A 22,780-nucleotide genomic window follows, 5' to 3' on the forward strand; every position below is an offset into this window, starting at 1 on the left:
CATCATGAGGCCGTGTCCGCCGGGGAGCCGGCAAAGGATCGCAACGCAGTGATGCCCGGCAGGAAGAAGTACTCTCCGCCACGTGTGCTCACGAACGCCGGCAGACTTTTCAATCGACGCCGCGGCGGGTCGACACGCGGGATCGTAAAGGTCCCGCTCCCGTCGTTGCTGCCGATCATCGGATCCTTCTCATTCTCCAGTCCGGCGAAGCCGCCATCATTGATCCAGACCTTCTGAACGAATTCGAATTGACGCGCGATGTCGGCGTTCACCAGCAACATGACGGCGCCGCGCTCGGCACCGTCATCGGCGGTCGCATCCGCAGGCAGCCGCGACCCATAGGGCAAACCCTGCCGCAGCAGCCGATGCCGATGAACCGATGCACCATTCGGGCCTGTCAGCCCCGAGCGCGGATTGAGGCGCCGCACGTGTGCCCCCACCGGGCAGCTCGTTCCCTGCAAATCGTCGAGATATGTAAAATCATTATTTCGCTTCGGATCAGCGGCGAGCGCCGGATCGTCCTGCTTTGCTGTCAAAGCCAGCGGTGCGCCGCTCTGCCAGCGTCCCATCATCTTCGCCGCCAGCAGCGCGACGTCGGCGTCATCGGTGGCGTGGCTCCGCAGATAATTGCGGAAGGCCCAGACATGCTGGTGCAGCTTGCGCAACACCACGAAGCTGCCGTTGCCACTGAAACTTGCCGGGATGGGCAAGTCAGGGACGGCACCCGTCTCATCGGGCTGCCCGAGGACGAACTCACCAGCCCTGAGGGCCCGCCAACCAGCTGCGTCCGGAACGCCCGCGCCGGGCAAGGCGGGCTCCCCACTGCCTTCGATGGTGGGTTCGGTAATTCCGTCACGGTAGCCAAAGTGCTCGATTGGAGCGAGCTTGCCATCTGGACCGGCCAACAATTTCGCATCGATGGCGCCTGTTGCGGTCAAGCCATTATCGCGCAAATCAGACAGCAATGCAGTCGAAGCGGTATCGCGATCCGCTGCCGTCATCGCACTCACCGCGACGAGCACGTGCACGCGCTCGTTGAACGGTGGGTCCCACCGCGCCGGAGCGCTGTCGCCGACGTCGCCAAGCCGATCGGCGCGCGCAGCCATTCCCTGCTGGAATTCCTGCGAAAAGCTCGACAGGGTGGCTTCCGGCACACCGATCGCCGATAGTCCTTGCCACGAGAGGGCGACGTTGAAGGCCTGCGAAGGCGATGCGTCCAGGCCCGCTACAGTGGTGCATCGCCCGGCGACACCGCTGAACCATCGCCGAGCTTTCGCTGAATCGCTCACGTTCAGCACATGATAGTGTGCAAACGGGAAGCGATACGGCCGCATCGCCATCCCCTGGATATCGTTCCGATCCAGGTCGCCGGCTGCGGATGGGGCAGCCATTCCCGTCAACCGAGCTGGTCGAGGAATGTGTCGAGCTTGCCCTTCCAGTCCAGCGCCTTGTTGATGTCAGCGACGGTCGAATTCGGGTAGGCGCAATAATAACCATCGGTTTCGATGGCGCTTCCGAGAATGTAATCACGCAGCTTTGGATAATCTCGCGCGCCCGGATACCCTTCGCAATGACCCCAGATCGCGTCGATTCCATCCGGGGCCCGCTCGGCAAAATCGCGCATATAGTCTTCGACGTCGCCGTCGAAATTCGTTGCAAAGAATAAACGCGTGTCGTTGTCGAAAATGACCCAGCGCACGATATGAATCGTGCCGAGAGAAGAGATCTTGCCGCCGTTTGCAGCGGTCAGCCCCTGAAGCGTCTTCCGTAGCACTTCGGCGTGACCGGGAACGATCTTGGTAATGGCGGTCAGGGCGCTGATCTTCCCAGCTTTCAAGACAACTGACATGGCAACACCTCCCTGTTATCCGCTGGAGCCGTTGCGAATGTCTCATTTGCAGCGGGCAGCAATGGTGACCTTGCGCCCGCGCTTTTAGCATGGAATGCAGCTACAGATTGTGAAATGTTTCACACCGAAGGTGCCGGTGCTCCTCCGATCGCACGAGACGCGGGCGCCGGCGCATCGATCCTCATCGCGTGATCGTCGGCACATATCATTCCGGCTGCTCGATCTAGCTTGCCATCAGGTGGCTCGCAGTGATCCACCAGGCAAAGGAAAGACTGATGCGCAATTACATCCTCGTGGCTCTCGCAGCGATCGCTCTGGCAAACGTGGCGACGCCCTCGAATGCGACGACCATCGTCCGCGATCATCGCGATCCGCCCATCGTGCGCGATCATCGCAATCAGACCATAGTCCGCGACCACCGCACTCAACCCGAGGTTCGTGATCACCGCCACTAGGCGTGCCGGCGACGGAGCCGATCTGGATAGGTTCGGCTCCGCTTCGCTTCGCGCCCTTGAGCCCGACGTTCGTCTGCGCGTGGCGCCTATGTCCATTCGCGATTGTGAGACTTGGGCACGCGCCAGCTTCCCTCCGCCATGCTATGGCTGCTCCCCGCAACGACGCGAGGCCAGCCATGCTCCCCATTCCCGCCGATATCTTCACCGAACAAGAGGACGTCTCGCCCGACAGTCTCGCCAATCTCGGCCCGCTCCGCCGGCTCGCCGGCACCTGGCAGGCCGACAAGGGCATCGATCTCAATCCGAAGGCGGAAGGGCCGGAGCGGCGGACTTTTATCGAGCATATCCGGATGGACCCGATCGATCCGCAGGCCAACGGGCCGCAGCTCCTCTATGGGCTGCGCTATCACATCCACATCAATACGCCCGAGGAAGACATCACCTTCCACGACCAGGTCGGCTACTGGCTGTGGGAGCCGGCGACCGGGCTGATCATGCAGACGCTGGCGATCCCGCGCGGGCAGGTGCTGCTCGCCTCGGGCAAGGCCGGACCGGATGACAGGACAATCGCGGTGACGGCGAAGCGCGGTGACACGGCGTATGGAATCTGCTCGACGGACCTCCTGGAACAAGCCTTCCGCACCGATAGTTACCGTTGCGAGATCACCTTCAACGATGACGGTAGCTGGAGCTATCTCATTCAGACCGAGTTGTTCGTGCGCGGCGCGCCGTTCAATCATCACGACAGCAACACGCTCGAGCTGGTCGCGCCGCCAAAACTCAACCCGCTCGCTGTCATCGTGAAGGATCGCGCCAAGAATCATGGGCCAGCCTGAGGCCAAGCCCGGAGAATATCGATGAAGCCCTATGTCATCTGCCTGATGCATTCGAGCCTTGACGGCCGCACCCATCCCAGCCGCTGGCGTCCGAAGGGCGCGGGCACGGAGTGGTTCGAGACAATCCATGACGAGCTCGGCGGCGATGCCTGGGTGATCGGCCGCGTCACCGGCTCGGAGTTCGCCAAGGGCAAGCCTTATCCCGATACGAGTGCGAAATTGCCCCGCGAAAACTGGTTCGTGCGGCGCGATGCGAAAACTTCTGACGACAAGACCTGGGGCGTGGTGCTCGACGCGCAGGGCAAGATCGGCTGGGGCCGCTCCGACATCGGCGGTGACCCTGTTATCGTCGTGTTGACCGAGAGCGTGCCGGATTCGCATCTCGCAGGGCTTCGCAGCGAGGGCGTGTCCTACATCTTTGCCGGCAAGTCGGAGATCGACCTGGCGCTGACGCTGGACATCCTCAACCGCGAGCTTGGGGTGAAGCGGTTGCTGGTGGAGGGCGGCGGCGTCGCCAACGGCGCGTTCCTGCGCGCTGGTCTCATCGACGAGTTCAATCTGATCCTCAGCCCCGCGATCGATGGCGCCAACGGCGCACCCTTCGTATTCGATTCGACGGATGCGGACAGCGACAGGCGCGCGCCGCTGACCGCGATGACGCTGGAGAATGTGCGGGAGCTCGGCGGCGGCGTCCTGCTGCTGCGCTACCTGATCAAGAACGATCCGCAAGGCCTGGCCGGGTAACGCGCGGGCATGTCTGATACGTCTGAGCACATCATCGTCGTCGGTGCCGGCGCGGCGGGCCTGATGGCGGCGCGCGAACTTGCGCGTGCCGGGAAGAGGGTGACGATCCTGGAGGCACGCCAGCGCTGCGGCGGGCGCATTCGCCCGCTGCTGGCCTCGGAGTTCGGCTACCCCGCCGACGGCGGCGCCGAATTCGTCCATGGCGAGGCGCCGGTCACGCGCGTTCTGTTGCGCGAGGCGGGGCTCTCGCTTCGGGAGATCGAAGGCACGCAATGGAGCTTTGACGGCACAAAACTCTCGCGCGAAAGCCGTCACGATCCGCACGAGGCGGAGCTGCATGCCGTGCTGAGCGACTTGAAGGATGACCTCACCGTCGCTGATTTCCTGCGCGGGCATTTTGCCGGACCTGAATACGGCCGGCTGCGTACTTCCATCGCGCGCATGGTCGAAGGCTACGACGCCGCCGATCCCGAGCTCGCCTCCATTCTGGCGCTGCGCGAGGAATGGATGGACGGCGGGCATCACACCCAGGCCCGCGTCGTCGGCGGCTACGGCGCGCTGATCGATTTTCTGGCGGCCGAGTGCCGCAGGCATGGCGCGGCGATCAGCTTTGGCTGCGTGATGTCGGCCGTCGATGAGAAGGACGGCGCGGTAGCGGTTCGCTGCACCAATGGCGAGGTGCATGGCTGTAATCGCGTGATCGTCACTGTCCCGCTGCCGTTGCTGCGCGACATCGCTCTGCCTGCGACCGCGCGCGCGAAGGCCGCTGTGGTCTGCGACATCGGCTTCGGCAGCGTGATCAAAATCCTGCTGCGTTTCACGCTACCATGGTGGCGCGAGGCGAAGCCGGATCTCGCGGATATGACGTTTCTGCTGTCGGAGCAGACCATCCCGGTGTGGTGGACGCGCTATCCCGAGCAGCATCCTGTGCTCACCGGCTGGTTCGGCGGCCCGCGGACGGCGGAGCTGGCGCATCTCGATCCGCAAGGGCTGATCGATGCCGGGCTCGAGTCGCTCGCCGCCATCTTCGCGCTGCCGCGCGAGGACATCGCGCGCGACCTCGTCGCAGCGGAGGCGACGAACTGGATGCACGATCCCTTCGCCCGCGGCGCCTATTCCTGGGCGACGCCGGCGACGCGCGAGGCGCAAACGATCCTCGGGCGCGCCGATGGCCCCGTGTTGTTTTCCGGTGAGGCGCTCTATCGCGGCCGCGACATGGGTACGGTCGAGGCCGCGCTGGCGAGCGGGCTGGAGACGGCGGGGATGATCCTGCGCAGATGAAAAAAGGCCCGCGCATTCGCGGGCCTTTCGTTCATCCGTGTCAGTCCGCTCACCAGCGGCTGCCACCGAAGCCGAAGGTCACGTTCGGACCGCCGCCGCCGTAATAGCCGTACGGTCCGCCGCCATAATAGCCGTGGTGCCGCGGGTAATAGCCGTAGCTGCGATAGTGGTGCGGACGATAGTGGCCGTGGTGGTGAGGACGCCAGTGATGATGGCGCTGGCCATGATGATGGTGCCGGTGCTGTGCGCTGATGTCCGTCGGCGCGTTCTGCTTCGCGCCTGTGTTGGCCGCGTTCGCCGCCGAGCTGCCGGCCAGCGCCGCAGCACCGACGGCCATCGCGACAAAGAGATATTTCATGTCATCACTCCAGTTGAATGTCGTGTGACAACAGATGGGGCCTGGCTGCGTTCCGGCCAGTGCGGGCGTCGAAACGACGCAGTGCGCGATGTTCGATTCCGCGCGAATGATCTGATGTCGTGAGATGTATTGTCGCATCACCGGCGCGCGACGCGCCGCTGCCATTATCTCGCCGCGAATGATGCGTTCACGTCATCGCTCGTGACGATGCGCGCGAATTCGCCGTTGAGATTCGAGAGCGTCATCGCATGGATCTCCTCGGCAGAATGCGTATCGCCATCGGGCCCGACCCGGTCGAACGTCCAGGTCGCATCGCGCACCAGGCGCGCATCGAAGCCGAGATTGCCGGCCATCCGCGTCGTGGTCTCGACGCAATGATTGGTGGTCGCGCCGCAGATGACGAGCGTGGTGATACCGGCTGCACGCAGGCGCGTCTCGAGGTCGGTGCCGATGAAGGCGCTGTTGACGCGCTTGACGATGACAGGCTCGCCTGCCTCCTCGCGCGCCTCGTCCTTGACGGCGTAGCCGGAGCGCGACGGCAGAAATGTCGAGTTCGGCTTGGTGCCTTCGTGGCGGATGTGAAAGATCGGCGCGCGATTGGTCCTGAACGCCTTGAGCAGATTGGCGATGCGCGCCACCGCATCCGGATTGTTGCGGCGCTTGCCCACCGCCTCCCATTCGTCGAATGCGCGCTGGACGTCGACAACGATGAGGGCGGGGAAGGGGTGGGGCATGATCGAACCTTTCAGACGGCGTGTTGGGCCGACTATGCGAGGCGATCGGGCAAGCGCAATGCCAATCTTCCCTCGTTTCGCGACGTCTCTCGTGCCCCGGACGCAGCGCAGCGTCTCTTCGACGGTGCGCTGCAGAGCCGGGGCCCATGTTTCCATGCGTGTCTGCGTTGCATGGGTCCCGGCTCTGCGGAGCAGCGCTACGCGCTGCACCGCGTCCGGGACACGAGGGGTGGGTTACGCAGGTTGCGAGAATCCCTACGGATGCGGGCCGGGAAACCCGTGGCGTTCGGAGAGCGCGGCGAGGATCGCGTCCTTGTCGGCGATGAAGGCGCGGCCGTGGTGGCTGCCGGTCTGGTGCGGCGAGGTCGCGCCATCCGCCAATACGAGCAGCGGCAGCCACTGGTTCTCCTCGCCGACCAGCGCGATCACGTCCTGCCGCGGGCGCGGCCAGGCGATGCGCTCGACATCGAACTTTTCGGCGAGCGCCGGAAACGAGGCGAGCAGGCCCTCGATCAGCGCGCAATGCCAGCAATAGAAGCGCTGCCCTGGATAGGCCGGGTCCTGGAAACCGGGGCGCAGCAGAAACAGGCGGTCGCGAATCATGGGTCGCTCCGAAGCACGGCCGCGATCATACACGCTGACGACATTCGAGGACGAGCTACTTGAAAGGGTCCTGGATCGACGGCGACGATTGCCTGATGCGGCGCACGCTGACCGGCGTGCCGTCGGAGACGAACAGCAACTCGTAGCGGCGGCCTTCGCTGTCGGTCGCCGAGCAGGTGACGTCGTTCACCTTTTTGGCGGCGAAATTGCCGGTCTGGCGGCAGACTCCGGTTGAGGCCTGCTCCGCGGGCACCGGCAGGCCGTCGACCTTGGGCCGGCTCTTGGAATTGAGCAGCATACGGTCGATCGGCAGCTCGTAGGAATTGTCGTCGGCTCGCTTGCCGTTCTCGCCGGAGAACGACACGACGTGGTTCTCGTCGGCGGGATCGTCGACGGCGACCGCGAAATTGACCCGGCCCTTATCGCCATGGGCGTAGGCGACCGTCTTGCAGGCGAAGGTACGGCCCGCGACCTTCAGCGTCTTGCAGTGGCCGGACATCAGCGCCAGCAGGTCGATGAGGGCGTTCGGCTGCGCCGGCGCACTGTTGACGGGAATCGGCGCGGAAGACTCGGCGAAACAAGGACTTGCCCAAGGACCTGCCCAAGAACTCGCCAAGCTGACAAGGGTTGCGGCCAGAACCGGTTTGCAAAGGCGCATCGTCAGGCTCGCGTGCCAGAGGCCACGGTCAAATCCCGTCCAACAACCATCGAACCCGAAATTGGTTGCGATCCCGTTTGTGCTGCAAAACCTGACTGGAATACCACCGCGCCACCCACCGGCGATTCGTTCAAATCGCCCCGTCCGTCCCGGCAGGCACTTGCCGTCAGGCCGATGTTTTTTTCGTGGCGGAGACGAAGGGTCAAGCCGCCTGCTTCATGGCCCGCGCAAAGGCCGGATAGGTTTCGGCGAGTTCGTCGAGAATTGTCCCGCGTAGCAGCGCCAGGGTCGCGGGATCGGGCCGCGGCGTTTGCCGCACGACCGCCGGCTCTTCATAGATAAAGCCGGTATTCTCCCTGATATCCGCCGGCGTGAAGGGCGGGTGCACCGAGCGCAGCGCGAACCCGCCCGCGTCGCGGTCGAAGTCGAACAGCGCCATGTTGGTCAGGAGCGCGTATGGCCCGCCGCGGCGACGGACCTCCGGCGTGATCGCCCGCGCGCTGACGAAATCGACCTTCGGCACCAACACGCGCGGGGTGTGCTCCTCGCGAAACAGGATCACGCGCGGAATGAGGTGATAGAGATAGGCCGAGCCGAACGAGCCGGGCCAGCGCACGTCGGTCTTCGGATAGTCGCCGGTGCCGACCAGATTGATGTTGCCCTGGCTGTCGATCTGGCCGCCGCCGAGGAAGAAGGCGTCGACGCGGCCTTGCGCCGCGCAGTCGAACAGCTCGATGCCGCCATTGGTGAAGAAATTATGCGCCTGCGATCCCAGGATCGAGATGCGCACCGGCGGCTTGCCGTCGCGTTGGTTGCGCGCGCGCAGCAGCATCGCGCCGGCCGCGGGGATCGGCGATGACGCACCGACCGCGACGTGACTGATCCCGTCGAGCAGATCGGCGATGGCAGCGATCAGGATCTCGCGCCGTTCGCGCTCAGCCGACATCAGGCCACCTGCTTGCGATGCGACAGGAAGGTCGAGAGATAGGCGCGAAAGCCGTCCTCGCTGCGCGCCATCGCCGCGTAGCGTGCGATCTCGGCCTCGTCGGCCGGATATTCGTCCCACAGCGCCAGCGGCCAGGCGCCGCGCGCGGCGACCGCGATGGCCTCGACATAGAGCGAGGGCAGCACGCCGGCGGCTGAATCTTCCGTCTCCAGCAGATTGCGGTCGACGATGCGCTCGACGGTGACCAGCGTGCGCCTGGCGGCATAAGCGAGGTTGGCGAGCTCGCGGTGGCGGCCGATGCGGACATTGCCGGCGCGGTCGGCTTCGGGCGCATGAAACAGCGCGACATCGGGACAGATCGCGGGCACCACGACCACCTTGCGGGCCTCGCCGACGGGACTGTCGATCACCTGCCAGTCGGGCCGCACCTCGAGCAGGTCGCTGCCGATGATGCCGGCGATTGGCATGAACGGCACACCCTTCTGCGCGGCGAGCAGGCCGGCGAAGATCGCGGGGCAGGTGGAATCGCGCAATGCAAACGCGCCGCTCTTGACGCCGGCGGTGAAGCGCGGTGCGGCGCCGGCCTCGCCGAGCGAGACCGCGCTGGTCTCTAGCGCGGCGATGGCACCGGCGCCGATCAGGAGATCGGCCTGCAGGCCGGAGATCGGAACGCAGATCAACTTGAGATCGTGGATGCCGGCCTCTAACAGCGCCGCAGTCGCCGCCATCGCCACGCCGGAGCCGTCGACGGGAATGGCCAGCGATTGTCCCGACGTGACGCGCGCAGCCAGCGCCTCCAGCGCAACGATCTCGGTCATGGGCGTCCTCCGATCTTGTTTTCCTTATCTTGCCTCAAGCCATCGCCGCCTGCCAGCGCGTATCGCGCAAGGACGGGCGGCGGTGCAGGCGGGCATCGAGCAGGCTGCGGGCGCGGGGGAGGTCGCCGCTCCGCATCAGCGCCACGATGAAGGTGTCCTCGATCAGCTCGCGCTGGGCGTGGCTGCCGCCGATGCGGACGACCTCGCCCAGCACGGGCGCGAGCGCTTGCGCGCAAGCCGCATAGTCCTCGTCGGCAAAGGCCCCGAGCGCACGGCAGATCGCGGGCACCACGGGACCGGCCGGCAGCTTGCCTTCATCGAGCCGCTGCTCGATCACGGCAAGGCGCGCGGCGAGCGCCTCGCGATTTTGCGTGGCCGCAGCGAACAGTGCCATATGGACGTCGGCGAACGGCAGGCCCGACTTCGGAAACAGTTTTTGTGCGGTGGCGTCGGCATCAAGCCAGAGTGTTTTCGGCACGGCGTGGCCGTAGGCCGACAGGCGCCAGAGCAGCGAGGCGCCGTCGGTGACGACGTTGAGCGGCGGCGCCTGCGTGGCCGAGGGCTGAAGTACGTCGGCATAGATTCTGAGCGCACGTGCCGCATCGCCATGCTCGAGCGCGCCGAGCGCCTGATGCCAGCGGATATGGCCGTGCAGAATTCCGGCGCGGTCGTAGGAGGGGAGCCATTCGTCGACGAGGCGGTCGGCCGCCTCGATCGAGCCGTCCTCGAACATCGCGTGCAGCATCGCATGTGCGGCGTGGGCATTCGCTCGGCGTAGGTCAAAACCGCGCTCGGTGACGCCGCGGCCGCGGGTGACGTCGCCGTTCTCCGTCATCGCCCAGCCGGACATGGTGAGGAACCACCAGTCCTCGCCATAGTGCTGCGCGACGCGCTCGCACAACTCATGCCGCGCGCGGTCGTGATCGGCCATGCCGGAGAAGGCGAACAGGCCGAAGGCGCCGAGCGGCAGCGATAGCACCAATGCATCGCGCGGCCATGCCTCGACATGCTTCAGCGTCGCTGCGATCGCTTCGGGCAACCGGCCCTCGATCGCGAGCGCGAGTGTCTCGACATGCGAGCGCTCACGCATCGTGCCGCGTTTGGCAGCGCACTCACGCGCGAGTGCCGCCTTCTGCCGTGCGAGATCGCCCTGCTGGTAGAAGGCGTGCACGCGGGCGCGCGCGATGTGGGCCAGTGCGAAATCCGGATCGGCCGCAATCGCGCGCTCCAGCGCCTCCGCCGTGCCGGTCCACCCCGCCAGCATGAGGTCGACGCCCTCGCGATAGGCGGATGCCGCCTCGTGCGAGGAGGTGGAGAGTGGAAGGCCGTAACGGTCTTCGTGCGCCATCGTCGTCCCCCGTTGTTAAGCCGTCCGCGCGCGACGGCCCTCGATCGGGTAGGCCGGGTCGTTGTAGCCCGGCGTCGAGGGATGGCCCGGCACGACCAGCCGGTCGATCAGCGCTTCGTCATCTCCGGTGAAACGATAGTCGAGCGCGCTGATGTAGCCGTCCCATTGCTCCTCGGTGCGGGGACCTGCGACGATCGACGAGACGAAAGCCGAGTTCAACACCCAGCTGACCGCGAACTGGCCGGCGGTGATGCCCTTCTTCTCGGCGTGGCTCTTGATCTCCTGCGCGAGCTGAAGCGATTCCGGCCGCCATTCCGTCTGCATCATGCGGGTGTCGTTGCGTCCCGCGCGTGTCTCCTTGTCAGGCGCGGCGTCAGGCTTGTACTTGCCGGTGAGCACGCCGCGCGCCAGCGGGCTGTAGGGCACGATGCCGAGGCCGTAATAGGAGCAGGCCGGAAAATGCTCGACCTCGGGCATGCGGTTCATCGCGTTGTAATAAGGCTGGCTCACCGCTGGGCGGTCGATGCCGAGCCGGTCGCAGATGTTGCAGATCTCCGCGACGCGCCAGGCGCGATAGTTCGAGACGCCGAAATAGCGCACCTTGCCGGCGCGGATCAGATCGCCCATCGCGCGCACGGTCTCTTCCAGCGGCGTCGCGTGGTCTTCCTTGTGCAGATAATAGATGTCGATGTGGTCGGTGCCGAGCCGTGCCAGGCTCTCGTCCGCCGCCTGCAACACCCAGCGGCGCGACAGGCCGACACGATTGGGATCATCGCCCATGGGGTTGGCGAGTTTTGTGGCGAGCACCCAGGCGTTGCGGTTGTTGCCGATCGCGCGTCCCACGACCTCTTCGGATGCGCCTTTCGAGTAGGCATCCGCCGTGTCGATGAAGTTGATTCCTGCCCCGTGCGCCTTGTCGATGATCCGCTTCGATGCGGCCTCATCGGTCGGCCCGCCGAACATCATGGTGCCCAGACAGATCGGCGAAACTTTCAGGCCGGTGCGGCCGAGCTGGCGATATTGCATGGGCGATGTCCTTGCTGCTTTTTGCGGAGGCAGCATAGCCGCCCAGTTCCGTCATTGCGAGCGCAGCGAAGCAATCCAGAGATGCGTCCTCCGCTGTCATCGTACGCGAAGGCGGACGATCCAGTATTCCAGAGGCAGCAGTGATAGAGCCGAGAAGCCGCGGCGTACTGGATTCCCCGCCTTCGCGGGGAATGACAGCGGTGGGTGTCGTTGGCCGCAGTGGCAGCCTGACTTCGCGCCTACTCCGGCCCCTTCAAAATCTTGAACACGCCATTCGCCATCACCACGCAGCGGTCTTCCACCAGCACCTCCGTGCTCATGAAGATCAGGCTGCGGGTCGAGCGCACCACGCGGGGGCGGGAGATCAGGATGTCGCCGATTTGGCCTGCTTCGACGAAATGGGTGTCGAGCTGCACCGTCGCCATGAATTGCTTGCCGGTCTCGTAGCGGGCGGTCATGCCGCAGGTGCGGTCGGCGAAGGTCATCATCACGCCGCCCTGGACCATACCGCGGCGATTGTGGTGCTTGTCCTCGGTGGCCAGTGCAAATTCGAAGTGGCCATCGACTTTGCGTTCCCAGAGCGGGCCGATCAGATGGATGAAGCCGCTGGTGTCGACGATCGTCCAGCCGTCGGATTTGAGCTTTGCGGCGGTCTTGTCGATCATCTCTCCGTCCATCCTTGCAACACTGTCTCTCCTCGTTTCATCAGATGCGGTCCTGGTGTAGTCAAGCATCATGAGAACTTTCGACGATGCCACCAGACGGAATATCGCAGAGGCCTGCGCGTCGTTCGCGCGGCTGCCTGACGACGCCGAGCCGCCGGCGCTGAAGCGCGCCGCGGTGGTGCTGGCGCTGACCGCATCCAGTGACGGTGACGACACTGCGTTTCTGCTCACCAAGCGTGCTTCACACCTGCGTGCCCATCGCGGGCAGTGGGCGTTGCCGGGTGGACGCTGTGATGCCGGCGAGACGCCTGTCGCTGCGGCGCTGCGCGAGCTCGACGAGGAGCTCGCGCTCAAGCTTTCGGTCGACGCGGTGCTTGGCCTGCTCGATGACTATCCGACCCGCTCCGGCTATCTGATCACGCCGGTCGTGGTCTGGGCCGCCGATAGCGCAGCGATCGTGCCGAACCCGGATGAGGTCGCCTCCGTCCATCGCATCGCGCTCGCGACGATCGAGCAGGACGACGCCTTCGACTTCACCGCGATCGCCGAAAGCACCCGCCGCGTGATCCGCTTCCATCACCAGATGAGCCTGATCCACGCGCCGACGGCGGCCCTGATCTATCAGTTCCGCGAGGTGCTGGCGGGGCGGCACACCCGCGTCACCGACCTGGAACAGCCGGTGTTCGCCTGGAAGTGACGATGGTAAACGGCACGTTAACGTGACGGTTACCGGATGCCTGCTAAGAGGGCAGCATGCATCATTCGATTCGAAAACCACTTGCGCTGGTTCCACTTGCGCTCATCCTGCTTGCGCCTGTCGCGCATGGCGGCGAGGCCGATGCGCTGCCTCCCGCCGTCCGCGATGCCAAAGCCCAGCTGCTATCGCAGTTTTTTGCGCAAGGCGGGGCCTCGCCGGCCGTGCTCGAATATCGCCGCAAGCTCGCAGAGTATCAGCGGATCCGCGGCGCCTTCGATGAGGAAGCCGGCGCCTATTGGAGCCAGATCTCCGAGAAGCGGAAAGGTCGCAATGCCAAGCGGCGTAGCGGGCAGCAGGTCACGCTCGACGACTACGTGCTGGAGCATCCGCCGCTCTATAACGGACCGAAGCGGCCGGTGAATCCGGAACCGGAGCAGACCCCGGATCGCCCCGAGCGAAAGCCCATCCCGGTGGTCGCCGATCTCCTGCGCGCGGCGCAGGATCTCTATCAGTTCACGCCGCAGCGCCCGTCCAGCGAGGTCGAGTTCAAGCGGGCCTATGCGCGCTACGCGCTCGCATCCGGCCTGACGCGCGAGCAAGCGGTGCGGGTCTATTCGTTCGAGACCGGCGGCACCGGCAGTTACGACGTGCAGGCGGGCATCGAGCATGGCGGCAAGCGCGCGATCTCGACCGCGATGGGCTACAACCAGTTGCTGACCACCAACAGCGTCGAGCTGCTGGCCGAGCAGGGCCATGAATTCATCCGCGCGCTCTCCGAGAAGGTGGCGAAGACCTCAGGGCCGGCGCGGCAGGCGCTCGAGCACAAGCTCACTGTTTTGAAAAAGATGGTGGCACAGGCGAAGTCGGTGCCCGACACCTGGTCGGAGCACGAGAAGATCGGCAATACCGCGCAGGGCTGGGCCATGCATGCGATGGTGCTTGACGTCGATATCGGCCCGATGTTGCAGACCCACAAGCTGCTGACGTCCGTGCTGTTCGCCCGCACCAAGGGTTACACCCGCCCGCTTACCGCGGCCGAGCTCGAGATGATGAACCTCACAGGAGACGGCACTGGCCTCGACATGGTGACGATGCCGCAGGCGATGCGCGAGCAGGTGCCGACCTCGAACTTCTTCCAGCGCGGCGGTTACGAACGCAACCCGGTCGCGATCCGCCACAACACGGTGGCGAAGCTGCTCGCGGTGACGGATACGCGGATGGACAGCAACAGCAACAATGCCGGTGCGAGGGAATTGGCGGCGGCGTTTTAACCCTTTGTCCCGCCACATCCTCCGCTGTCATGGCCCGGCTTGACCGGGGCATCCAGTACGCCGCGGCCTCTCGATTCAATCACAACGGCCCCTGGAATACTGGATCGTCCGCCTTCGCGGACGATGACAGCGAGTGTGAGGCGGCGCTGTTGCCCGCCGGCTCCGGCGTTACTGATCCGACCCGAACTTGAACTTGCCGTCGCCTTCGAGATACGGGCCGCTGCGCATGTAGAGCTGGCCATTATGGCCGATGAAGAACAGCGTGCCTTTCGGCACCTTCTTGGCGCCCTTCAAGAGCTCGCCGGCATTGCTGGTGCCCATCTTGTAGGAAAAGGTCTTGCCTTCCTTGTCATAGGCATAGCCCGTGTCTGGCTTGAGCTCCCACGGCGTCGCCGCGGTTTGCGCCAATGCAGGTGCCGCGAACGCGCCCAGCATCGTTACGAGTGCAAATGTCTTCGTTGAAAATGCCATCATCCATCCTCCCCGCCATTCGGGCACCCTGTTTGAACAAATCACGAACGATATTTCCGGGTCAATTCGCAAAACGCCGCAGCGCATCACGTCTTGCCCAGTAGTTTGTGATTTTCCCTTCACCCACCCGCGACTATGTTCCGCTTTCAGTCTAGAACGCAATTCGACAAAAATATTCGTGGGGATGATTCGAATGAACCATGTCATTAAAGCCTGCTCGGCTGCCGCGCTGTTGGTCGCGGCGCTGGCGCCGGCTGCTTGGGCCGATGATTACCAGCTCAGCCACAACCAGCGGATTTCGTGTAGTCGCGGCCTTGCCCCGGGCAAGCTGAACACGGCGACCTGCAAATCCTACACCTACCTGTTCAACACCAGGACCTCGGAATATTTCCGCTGCCAGGTCTCGTTGGCGCTGACCCGCGACAACAAGGAAGTCATCAACGTCCAGACTGACGGTGGCTGCACCAAGAAGCCGCGCATCTTCGAGACCGACGGGCATTATGATTTCGACGCCACCGAGACCGAGCCGCCGAACACCAATTCGTTCTTCGGCCCCGGCGGCTACTCGATCTGGGCTGCCGACATGGCCGCGCAGAAGATCCGCGGCTGCATCACCATCTCGTCCGGCCTCGGCTCCGACATCTCCAAGTGCCTGGACATGACGTTCCAGTAAGGCGACAAGCCAGCGCTTGCCTGCGCCACCTCGCCGCACCCCCGGTTCCCAAAAGTCGAGCCGGGACAGCCGTTCACCGCAGTCCTGTTTTGACTATTGGACGGGTTGACCCGCTCTCCTCATCCGGCCAATTTCCCGGCCGGTTTGGGGAGTAAAAACAACCATGAAACGGACGATTTTCGGCGCGGCCGCGGCTCTTGCCTTGGCGGCGTCGGCACCTTGCGCGCATGCGCAATCCTTCATCAACGTGCTGACCGGGGGCACCTCCGGCGTCTACTATCCGCTCGGGGTCGCGATCGGGAAGATCTACGGCGACAAGATTCCGAACGTGAAGACGCAGGTGCAGGCCACCAAGGCGTCGGTCGAGAATTTGATCCTGCTCCAGCAGGGCCGGGGCGAAATCGCCTTCACGCTGGGCGACTCGCTCAAAGCCGCTTGGGATGGCGATGAGGAAGCCGGTTTCAAGACCAAGCTCGACAAGCTCAGGACCATCGGCGCGATCTATCCGAACTACATCCAGATCGTTGCGACTGCTGAGTCCGGCATCAAGACGCTCGCCGACCTCAAGGGCAAGAGCCTGTCGGTCGGCGCGCCGAAGTCGGGCACCGAGCTGAATTCCCGCGCGATCCTGGCCGCCGCCGGCATGACCTACAAGGATCTCGGCAAGGTGGAATATCTGCCGTTCGCCGAATCCGTCGACCTCATGAAGAACCGCCAGTTGGGTGCGACGCTTCAGTCGGCCGGCCTTGGCGTGGCCTCGCTGAAGGATCTCTCGACCTCGAGCCCGATCACGGTGGTGTCGGTGCCGAAGGAGACCGTCGACAAGATCGGCCCGCCCTTCATCTCGGCGACCATTCCGGCCAACACCTATACCGGACAGGACAAGGACGTGCCGACCGCGGCCGTGGTCAACTATCTCGTGACGAGTTCGGCGGTGTCGGATGATCTCGCCTACCAGATGACCAAGCTGGTGTTCGAGTCGCTGCCGGAATTGCAGAATGCGCATGCGGCCGGCAAGGAGATCAAGCTTGAGACCGCCGCCACCGGCAGCCCGGTTCCGCTGCACCCCGGTGCGATCCGCTATTACAAGGAAAAAGGGCTGATCAAGTAGGGTCGGCTCTCGGTATCGGACGGCATGGCCGGGGCAAATGCGCGAAGCGCGTCTTCGCGCAGACGTTCCGGCCATCCACGTTCGAGGGCGGGCGAGAAAGATCGTGGATGCCCGGGACAAGCCCGGGCATGACGGCGCGGATGGACCGTGCCAATGCTATAAGCGATGGACGGCTGGGGACGGATTAAGATGCTGGAAAAGGCAGAGGGCGCCGCGGCGCCCATCAAGGTTGAATTCGACAATTTCGAGCACGGTTTCCCGGAAGGCTTTGGTCCGGGCTGGTGGGGCACGCTGGCCTACTGGATCGGCATCGCGTTCGCCACTTTCCAGCTCTATGTCGCGGCCTTCAACTATCTGCCGAGCCAAGTGGTGCGCGGCGTGCATGTCGGCTTCCTGGTGCTGCTCACCTTCGGCCTGATCGCCAACTTCACCGCGAAGAGCAATGCCGGCCGGGCGCTCGGCTGGGTGATCGGCGCCGCCGGTTTCTTCTGCGGGCTCTATCAGTGGATATTCTATGCCGATCTGATCGCGCGCGACGGCGATCCGACCAACGTCGATCTTGCGGTCGGCACGCTGCTTGCGGTGCTGATTTTCGAAGGCACGCGGCGCCTGATGGGTGCGGCGCTGCCGCTGATGTGCGGGGCGTGCCTGCTCTACTGGTTCTTCGGACAGTATCTGCCGTCGCCGCTGAATCATCGCGGCTATGGCTTCGACCAGATCGTCACGCATCTGTCGTTCGGCACCGAAGGCTTTTACGGCGTGCCGATCTACGTCTCGGCGACCTATATCTTCCTGTTCATCCTGTTCGGCTCGTTCCTGGAGCGCGCCGGCATGATCCAGCTCTTCACCGACGTTTCGCTGGGCCTGTTCGGCCGCACCCGCGGCGGACCTGCCAAGGTCGCGGTGTTTGCCTCGGGCATGATGGGCACGATCTCCGGCTCGGGCGTCGCCAACGTCGTCACCGTCGGCCAGTTCACGATTCCGCTGATGATCAGGTTCGGCTATCGCCGCGCGTTTGCCGCGGGCGTCGAGGCCACGGCCTCGATGGGCGGCCAGATCATGCCGCCGGTGATGGGCGCGGTCGCCTTCATCATGGCGGAGACGCTCGGCGTCCAGTACTCGGAAATTGTCAAGGCGGCGGCCATTCCCGCGATCCTCTATTTCGCTTCCGCGTTCTGGATGGTGCACCTTGAAGCCGGCAAGCACGGCCTCGTCGGCATGAAGCGCTCGGAAATCCCGAGCGCCTGGCGGGCGCTGGTGACGCGCTGGTATCTCGTGCTGCCGCTGGCTGCCCTCGTCTACATGCTGTTCGAAGGTTTTACGCCGCTCTATGCCGGCAGCATGGGCCTGGCGTTGACGGTGACGTTGATCCTAGGCGCCGCCATCACGGCCGGGGCGCCCTCGATGCTGATCCGCTCCATCTTCTGGATCGGCCTTGCGCTCGTCGTTGGCGCGCTGTCGCGCGACGGTCTGCAGATCGTTCCGGTCGCGAGTGTCGTCGTCGGGCTGATCGTGATCACTGCGTTCATCCGTGGCGGCTTCAAGGCCTTGCGTGAGTGCCGCGATGCGCTGGCCGAGAGCGCCAAATCCGCGATCACCGTCGGCATGGCCTGCGCCATCGTCGGCGTCATCATCGGCATGATGTCGCAGACCGGCGTCGGCACCATTTTTGGTGGCTGGGTGATCGGGCTCGGCGAGAAGAGCCTGTTCCTGGCGCTGATCATGACCATGCTGCTGTCGATCCTGCTCGGCACGGGCATCCCGACCATCCCGACCTACATCATCACCGCCGCGCTGGCAGCACCCGCGCTGGCAAAACTCGGCGTGCCGCTGATCGCGAGCCACATGTTCGCGTTCTATTACGGCATCATGGCCGACCTCTCGCCGCCGGTCGCGCTTGCGGCCCTTGCGGCGGCGCCGATCGCGAAGGAGAATCCGGACAAGATCGGCTGGGAGGCGATGCGCATCGCGCTCGCCGGCTATGTCATCCCCTTCATCTTCGTCTATTCGCCGGCGTTGATGCTGCAGGCCGGCGATCCCATGGCGGCCAAGCTCGGCTTCTACGGCGCCGTGGCGCTCGCGACGTTCAAGGCACTGGTGGCGATCGCCCTGTTCGGCATGGTCGCGATCGGCTTCCTGTTCACGCGGCTGACGCTGCTCGAACGTGTCGTCGCGCTCGGTGCGGCGCTCTGCCTGCTCGGCGACTTCCCGTTCAGCGACACCGCCGGCTTCGTGCTCTCCGCCGCGCTTCTGCTGTGGCAATGGCGGCAGCGTCCGTCTGTAACGGTCGAGGCGGTGTGAGCCTCTGTCTCGCAACGGCGGTCGGCGTGAAGGCGCTGGCGCTGTCCGCGTTCACGCTGGTGTGGACGCATTCGATCGCCAAGGTCGACTGGCAGGAAGACTGGCGCGTCACCCCCGCGGGTCTCGAACTGGTGCAGGCCCGCGTCAAGGGCACCGGCCCCGGCATGGAGCCGCCGCCCGAGGCGCGGCTGGTCGACGGCTGGTTTCAGTGGCAGCCGCAGCGTGCGCCGATGCCGGAGGTGGTGCTGGGTAATTCGGGCGCGGCTGGCGAATGGCGGCTGTGTCATGACGGGCAGTGCGGGACATTGTCGGAGATTGTCGGGCATCCCATTGGTGCTAACGTTACAAAAATGAGCGCCTGCAAAGATCCGTAGCCCGGATGGAGCGAAGCGTAATCCGGAACAGTCGCCCGGATTGCGCTGCGCTCCATCCGGGCTACAAGAAGAACAACAACACGGGAGACACGCGATGGATCGGCTCAAGGGCAAGGTTGCAATGGTGGTGGGCGCAGGCTCGATCGGACCCGGCTGGGGCAACGGCAAGGCCACCGCGGTGACCTTCGCGCGCGAGGGCGCGCAGGTGTTTTGCGTCGATCGCAACGGAGCTGCCGCCGAGGAGACCGCGAAGATCATCACCGGCGAAGGCGGCAAGGCGACGGCGTTCACCGCTGATGTGTCGCGAGCAGCCGAGATCGAGGCGATGGTCGCGGCGTGCCTCAATGCCTATGGCCGCATCGACGTGCTCGACAACAATGTCGGCATCGCGGAGATGGGAAGCGTGGTCGAGGTGGCCGAGGAGAGCTGGGACCGCGTCTTCACCGTCAACCTCAAGAGTGCCTATCTCGCCATGAAGCACGTCATTCCGGTGATGGTGAAGCAGGGCGGCGGCTCGATCATCAACATCTCCTCGATCGCCTCGATCCGCCATGTCGGGATTTCCTATGTCAGCTACAACGCCAGCAAAGCGGCGATGAACCAGTTGACGCGCTCCACCGCGGTCGAGTTCGCGAAGAGCCATGTGCGGGTGAACGCGATCCTGCCGGGCCTGATGAAGACGCCGATGGTGGAGCATTCCGCAGGCCTTGCGAACAGCTACGCCAAGGGTGACGTCGAAGCGATGTGGCGCGCGCGTGATGCGCAGGTGCCGATGGGGCACATGGGCGAGGCCTGGGACGTCGCCAATGCCGCGCTGTTTTTGGCGTCGGACGAGTCGAGATATGTGACGGGGATCGAGCTGGTGGTGGATGGCGGGATCACGTGCAAGGCAGGGGCTTGACGCCAATCTCCGCTGTCGTCCCGGGGCGCGCGCAGCGCGAACCCGGGACCCATAACCACAGGGAGAGGTTGTTTTGCTGATAAGGTAACTCCGAGTCCCCGTAACCACATCTCCCTGTGGTTATGGGCCCGGGATCGGCGCTCCGCTTCGCTGCGCTTGTCCGGGACGACGGTGAACTACTGCGCCAGCGCCAGAATCCCTCCGGCGAACGAATGCCACGTCGCGGTCTCGCTGATCGGCCAGTTCAAGACCTTCACCGCCAGCAGCGCGAGCGTGCCGGTGATGTAGACCGGGTGCACGCGGCCTTCGGTGCGCCAGTCGCGCACCATGGCGACGACGAGCAGGAGCGAGGCGACCACGGCTGGTGCGATCGTTACCGGCACCGGCGGCGGGCCGGGCGGCCCTGGTGGTGCGAGGAAGGTCAGAAACCAGCGCGCGATCGCGGCGTCGAGGATCGAAACCGCGGCGAGCAGCATCAGGCGTTTGTGAATCTCGGGCTTCCGCGTGTTCATGATCGCGAGCACGAATACGACTGCAAAGAACGCAATGCCGCTCATCGGCACGATCGAGAAGGCGATGCCGGCATCGGTTTGCCCGAGCGCGGCGGAATGCTGCATCACATGCACCGAGGCAAGGAAGCCGAAGATCGTCATCGCGGTCGCGAGCGAGACGCCGGCGATGCCGAGCGCGCGGTGGTTGACCACGCGGCCCGAGGCCGCGAGCCAGGTCTGGAGCACGAAATAAAGTGTCCAGGTGAAGAACAAGAGTCCGTGAAAATGAACCACCGGGCTTGCGGAAAATGTCCGGTTGGCGAGCGGCACAAAATAGGTCGGTACGAAGCCGAGAAATGCGGTGGCCGCGCACGCCAGGGCCATGTGGAGATAAAAATATCGTGCAGGCGACGCATCACGCGCGCGTACACGACGGTCGTCGATCAAGGTTGTCATCACGAGTGAGTCTGTGAGGAGGCGATCCGGTTCACCCTCTGGACAGCATTGTGTGACCTAGCGCACGTAACTCATCCCCCCGCGCTCAATTCCGCGAGATCCAACTCGCCCTCGATGCGGTGGAAGGCGTCGTCGCCGATGACTTCGGTGGCGCGGAGATGGAAGATCGATTTGCGCGCGGCTTCGATCGCGCGGCGGCGCAGGGGATCGGCGGGAAGCTCGCCACTGGGGATGCCGCCGTGGGGATCGTCGTCGGCCTGCATCAGGAGGGCGCGATATTCGAGCCGCAGGATCTCCGCCTCCTCCGACGGATCGTCCTCGATCGCATCGAGCGCCGCGCGATAGGCGACCGCGCGGGCGCGCGCGACCTCGATGCCGACGGGGTCGTCGTCCTTGAGACCGAAGGCCAGGATCAGCGGTCGCAGGGTCAGGCCCTGGATGACCAGCGAGCCCAGCACCACCGCAAAGGCGATGAAGACGATGAAGTCGCGATAGGGAAAGTTCTCCGGCAGCGCGAAGGCGGTTGCGAGCGTGACGAGGCCGCGCATGCCGCACCAGGAGATGATCAGGCCGCCCTTCGGCGAGGCGACGGCCTTCGGATCTTTCGGGTGATAGATGCCGCGCGCGATCAGCACGCGTAGCGTGGTGCGATAGAATGTGATCCACAGCAGCCGCACCAGGACGACCGTGAGCAGGATCCAGGCCGCGGCCACGCAATACTCCCAGCGCACCTCGGCATCGAGCCGCGTCCAGATCGGCCGCATCTGCATGCCGATCAGCATGAAGGCGAGCACGTTGAGCACGAACACCATCGTCTCCCAGACCGCATAGGACGGCACGCGCAGCCGCGCCGGCATGCGTTCGCCCGCGGTACGCGCGATGGCGATGGCGTAGACCACGATGGTGAGGATACCGGAGAGGCCGAGATGCTCGGCGGCGATCCAGATCATGAAGGTGGTGGCGAACTGAACGATGATCGCGCTCGGCGCTTCCGTCACGCGCTCCATGATCGGCGGGATGAGGCGGGCTGCAACCAGGCCGGCGATGACGCTGCCGGCCAGCGCCAGCGCCATGGTCGGTGCGACCTGGCTCCAGCTCAGGTGCTCTGTGACGACCGCGCCGACGGCGATACGATAGATCAGGAGCGCACTGGCATCGTTGAGCAGGCTCTCGCCCTCCAGCACCTTCACCATGCGATAGGGCAGCTTGACCTGGCTGAGGATCGCGACCGCGGCCGCCGCATCCGGCGGTGCCACGATGGCGCCGAGCGCGATCGCGGCGGCCCAGGGCATATCGGGCATCAGCCGGTGCGCGACATAGGCCACGCCCACGGTGGTCAGGCCGACCGCGGCCACCACCAGGGTTGCGACCGGAACCCAGTTGTTGCGCAGATCACGCAGCGAGGTGTCGAATGCGGCATCCAGCAGCACCGGTGCGACAAAAAGCGCCAATGCCAGGTCCGGCTCCAGCGCCCAGGTCGGGCTCGACGGCACGAAAGCGATCAGCGCGCCGCCAATGGCGAGAAAGGTCGGGTAGGGGACCTTGATCCGCCGCGCCAGCGCCGATAATGCAACGGCGCCGAGCAGAAGCGCGATGATCCATTCGAATGTTGACACGCGTGTCCCCGAAACCGATTTGAGCTGTGCCACAAGCTAGCACCAATCCGGCCGTATGATGGATAGTACGGCCTCAAGGCAAGACTGAAGAAGAGTT

25 protein-coding genes are annotated in these 22,780 nt (G+C 64.7%); 11 read left to right on the forward strand and 14 right to left on the reverse strand.

Features of this window, described 5'->3' with window-relative positions; all coding sequences use genetic code 11:
* Nucleotides 1-2: 2 nt before the first annotated feature.
* A complete protein-coding gene (locus B5V03_RS14870; RefSeq protein ID WP_206736147.1) occupies nt 3-1,391 on the reverse strand; it encodes a Dyp-type peroxidase in 1,389 nt (462 codons plus the stop codon).
* Nucleotides 1,392-1,396: 5 nt separating this feature from the next.
* Complete coding sequence (locus B5V03_RS14875) at nt 1,397-1,849, reverse strand: hypothetical protein (RefSeq protein ID WP_129271026.1); 453 nt, start codon at nt 1,847-1,849, stop codon at nt 1,397-1,399.
* A 275-nt stretch (nt 1,850-2,124) separates the two neighbouring features.
* On the opposite strand from B5V03_RS14875, the gene B5V03_RS14880 reads away from it, so the two are divergent.
* From B5V03_RS14880 to B5V03_RS14895, 4 genes are all read left to right on the forward strand, one after another.
* Nucleotides 2,125-2,304, forward strand: coding sequence for a hypothetical protein (locus tag B5V03_RS14880; protein ID WP_129271027.1), 180 nt, complete (start codon nt 2,125-2,127; stop codon nt 2,302-2,304).
* Nucleotides 2,305-2,480: 176 nt separating this feature from the next.
* Complete coding sequence (locus B5V03_RS14885; protein ID WP_129271028.1) at nt 2,481-3,140, forward strand: FABP family protein; 660 nt, start codon at nt 2,481-2,483, stop codon at nt 3,138-3,140.
* Nucleotides 3,141-3,161: 21 nt separating this feature from the next.
* Complete coding sequence (locus B5V03_RS14890; RefSeq protein WP_129271029.1) at nt 3,162-3,884, forward strand: RibD family protein; 723 nt, start codon at nt 3,162-3,164, stop codon at nt 3,882-3,884.
* Nucleotides 3,885-3,893: 9 nt separating this feature from the next.
* Entirely contained in the window at nt 3,894-5,165 is a 1,272-nt protein-coding gene (locus B5V03_RS14895) for a flavin monoamine oxidase family protein (protein WP_129271030.1), read from the forward strand.
* A gap of 49 nt (nt 5,166-5,214) precedes the next feature.
* Here B5V03_RS14895 and B5V03_RS14900 read toward each other — a convergent pair whose 3' ends face one another.
* From B5V03_RS14900 to B5V03_RS14940, 9 genes are all read right to left on the reverse strand, one after another.
* Nucleotides 5,215-5,523: a hypothetical protein gene (locus B5V03_RS14900; RefSeq protein WP_164988005.1), complete on the reverse strand. Its 309-nt coding sequence runs from the start codon at nt 5,521-5,523 to the stop codon at nt 5,215-5,217.
* A gap of 164 nt (nt 5,524-5,687) precedes the next feature.
* Nucleotides 5,688-6,257 carry a cysteine hydrolase family protein gene (locus B5V03_RS14905; protein ID WP_129271031.1) on the reverse strand — a complete coding sequence of 190 codons (570 nt, stop codon included), beginning with the start codon at nt 6,255-6,257 and terminating at the stop codon, nt 5,688-5,690.
* A 255-nt stretch (nt 6,258-6,512) separates the two neighbouring features.
* Nucleotides 6,513-6,860, reverse strand: coding sequence for a DUF3088 domain-containing protein (locus tag B5V03_RS14910; protein WP_129271032.1), 348 nt, complete (start codon nt 6,858-6,860; stop codon nt 6,513-6,515).
* Nucleotides 6,861-6,915: 55 nt separating this feature from the next.
* A complete protein-coding gene (locus tag B5V03_RS14915) occupies nt 6,916-7,518 on the reverse strand; it encodes a hypothetical protein (RefSeq protein WP_129271033.1) in 603 nt (200 codons plus the stop codon).
* Between the two features lie 202 nt (nt 7,519-7,720).
* Complete coding sequence (locus tag B5V03_RS14920; protein ID WP_129271034.1) at nt 7,721-8,464, reverse strand: CoA transferase; 744 nt, start codon at nt 8,462-8,464, stop codon at nt 7,721-7,723.
* Nucleotides 8,464-9,282, reverse strand: coding sequence for a CoA transferase subunit A (locus tag B5V03_RS14925; RefSeq protein WP_129271035.1), 819 nt, complete (start codon nt 9,280-9,282; stop codon nt 8,464-8,466). The genes B5V03_RS14920 and B5V03_RS14925 overlap by 1 nt, the downstream gene beginning before the upstream one ends.
* A gap of 34 nt (nt 9,283-9,316) precedes the next feature.
* A complete protein-coding gene (locus tag B5V03_RS14930; protein WP_129271036.1) occupies nt 9,317-10,630 on the reverse strand; it encodes a tetratricopeptide repeat protein in 1,314 nt (437 codons plus the stop codon).
* Between the two features lie 15 nt (nt 10,631-10,645).
* Nucleotides 10,646-11,656 carry an aldo/keto reductase gene (locus B5V03_RS14935; RefSeq protein ID WP_129271037.1) on the reverse strand — a complete coding sequence of 337 codons (1,011 nt, stop codon included), beginning with the start codon at nt 11,654-11,656 and terminating at the stop codon, nt 10,646-10,648.
* A gap of 239 nt (nt 11,657-11,895) precedes the next feature.
* The gene (locus B5V03_RS14940) at nt 11,896-12,321 is read right to left on the reverse strand and encodes a PaaI family thioesterase (protein ID WP_164988006.1); all 426 of its coding nucleotides are present in this window, start codon (nt 12,319-12,321) and stop codon (nt 11,896-11,898) included.
* A gap of 67 nt (nt 12,322-12,388) precedes the next feature.
* Between B5V03_RS14940 and B5V03_RS14945 the strand changes: the two genes are divergently transcribed.
* Both B5V03_RS14945 and B5V03_RS14950 read left to right on the forward strand, forming a co-directional pair.
* Nucleotides 12,389-13,018, forward strand: a complete 630-nt coding sequence (locus B5V03_RS14945) for an NUDIX hydrolase (protein WP_129271039.1) — start codon at nt 12,389-12,391, stop codon at nt 13,016-13,018.
* A gap of 56 nt (nt 13,019-13,074) precedes the next feature.
* A complete protein-coding gene (locus B5V03_RS14950; protein ID WP_129271040.1) occupies nt 13,075-14,289 on the forward strand; it encodes a hypothetical protein in 1,215 nt (404 codons plus the stop codon).
* A 168-nt stretch (nt 14,290-14,457) separates the two neighbouring features.
* Here the strand turns inward: B5V03_RS14950 and B5V03_RS14955 are convergent, their stop codons facing one another.
* Nucleotides 14,458-14,760, reverse strand: coding sequence for a hypothetical protein (locus B5V03_RS14955; protein WP_129271227.1), 303 nt, complete (start codon nt 14,758-14,760; stop codon nt 14,458-14,460).
* Nucleotides 14,761-14,953: 193 nt separating this feature from the next.
* On the opposite strand from B5V03_RS14955, the gene B5V03_RS14960 reads away from it, so the two are divergent.
* The 5 genes from B5V03_RS14960 (at nt 14,954) to B5V03_RS14980 (ending at nt 20,120) form a co-directional block, all read left to right on the forward strand.
* Nucleotides 14,954-15,433 (forward strand): hypothetical protein, encoded by a 480-nt coding sequence (locus B5V03_RS14960; protein WP_129271041.1) that lies wholly within the window; start codon nt 14,954-14,956, stop codon nt 15,431-15,433.
* Nucleotides 15,434-15,596: 163 nt separating this feature from the next.
* Nucleotides 15,597-16,544, forward strand: a complete 948-nt coding sequence (locus B5V03_RS14965; protein WP_129271042.1) for a TAXI family TRAP transporter solute-binding subunit — start codon at nt 15,597-15,599, stop codon at nt 16,542-16,544.
* A 189-nt stretch (nt 16,545-16,733) separates the two neighbouring features.
* Nucleotides 16,734-18,845 (forward strand): TRAP transporter permease, encoded by a 2,112-nt coding sequence (locus B5V03_RS14970; RefSeq protein WP_164988008.1) that lies wholly within the window; start codon nt 16,734-16,736, stop codon nt 18,843-18,845.
* The gene (locus tag B5V03_RS14975; protein ID WP_129271043.1) at nt 18,806-19,219 is read left to right on the forward strand and encodes a DUF1850 domain-containing protein; all 414 of its coding nucleotides are present in this window, start codon (nt 18,806-18,808) and stop codon (nt 19,217-19,219) included. Before B5V03_RS14970 ends, B5V03_RS14975 begins: the two co-directional genes overlap by 40 nt.
* 94 nt (nt 19,220-19,313) lie before the next feature.
* The gene (locus B5V03_RS14980; protein WP_129271044.1) at nt 19,314-20,120 is read left to right on the forward strand and encodes an SDR family NAD(P)-dependent oxidoreductase; all 807 of its coding nucleotides are present in this window, start codon (nt 19,314-19,316) and stop codon (nt 20,118-20,120) included.
* A gap of 176 nt (nt 20,121-20,296) precedes the next feature.
* Here B5V03_RS14980 and B5V03_RS14985 read toward each other — a convergent pair whose 3' ends face one another.
* Nucleotides 20,297-21,067, reverse strand: a complete 771-nt coding sequence (locus tag B5V03_RS14985; protein WP_129271045.1) for a hypothetical protein — start codon at nt 21,065-21,067, stop codon at nt 20,297-20,299.
* A gap of 71 nt (nt 21,068-21,138) precedes the next feature.
* Entirely contained in the window at nt 21,139-22,716 is a 1,578-nt protein-coding gene (locus tag B5V03_RS14990) for a cation:proton antiporter (RefSeq protein WP_129271046.1), read from the reverse strand.
* Between the last annotated feature and the right edge of the window lie 64 nt (nt 22,717-22,780).

It is taken from the genome of Bradyrhizobium betae (assembly GCF_004123905.1).
Classification (GTDB): Bacteria; Pseudomonadota; Alphaproteobacteria; order Rhizobiales; family Xanthobacteraceae; genus Bradyrhizobium; species Bradyrhizobium betae_A.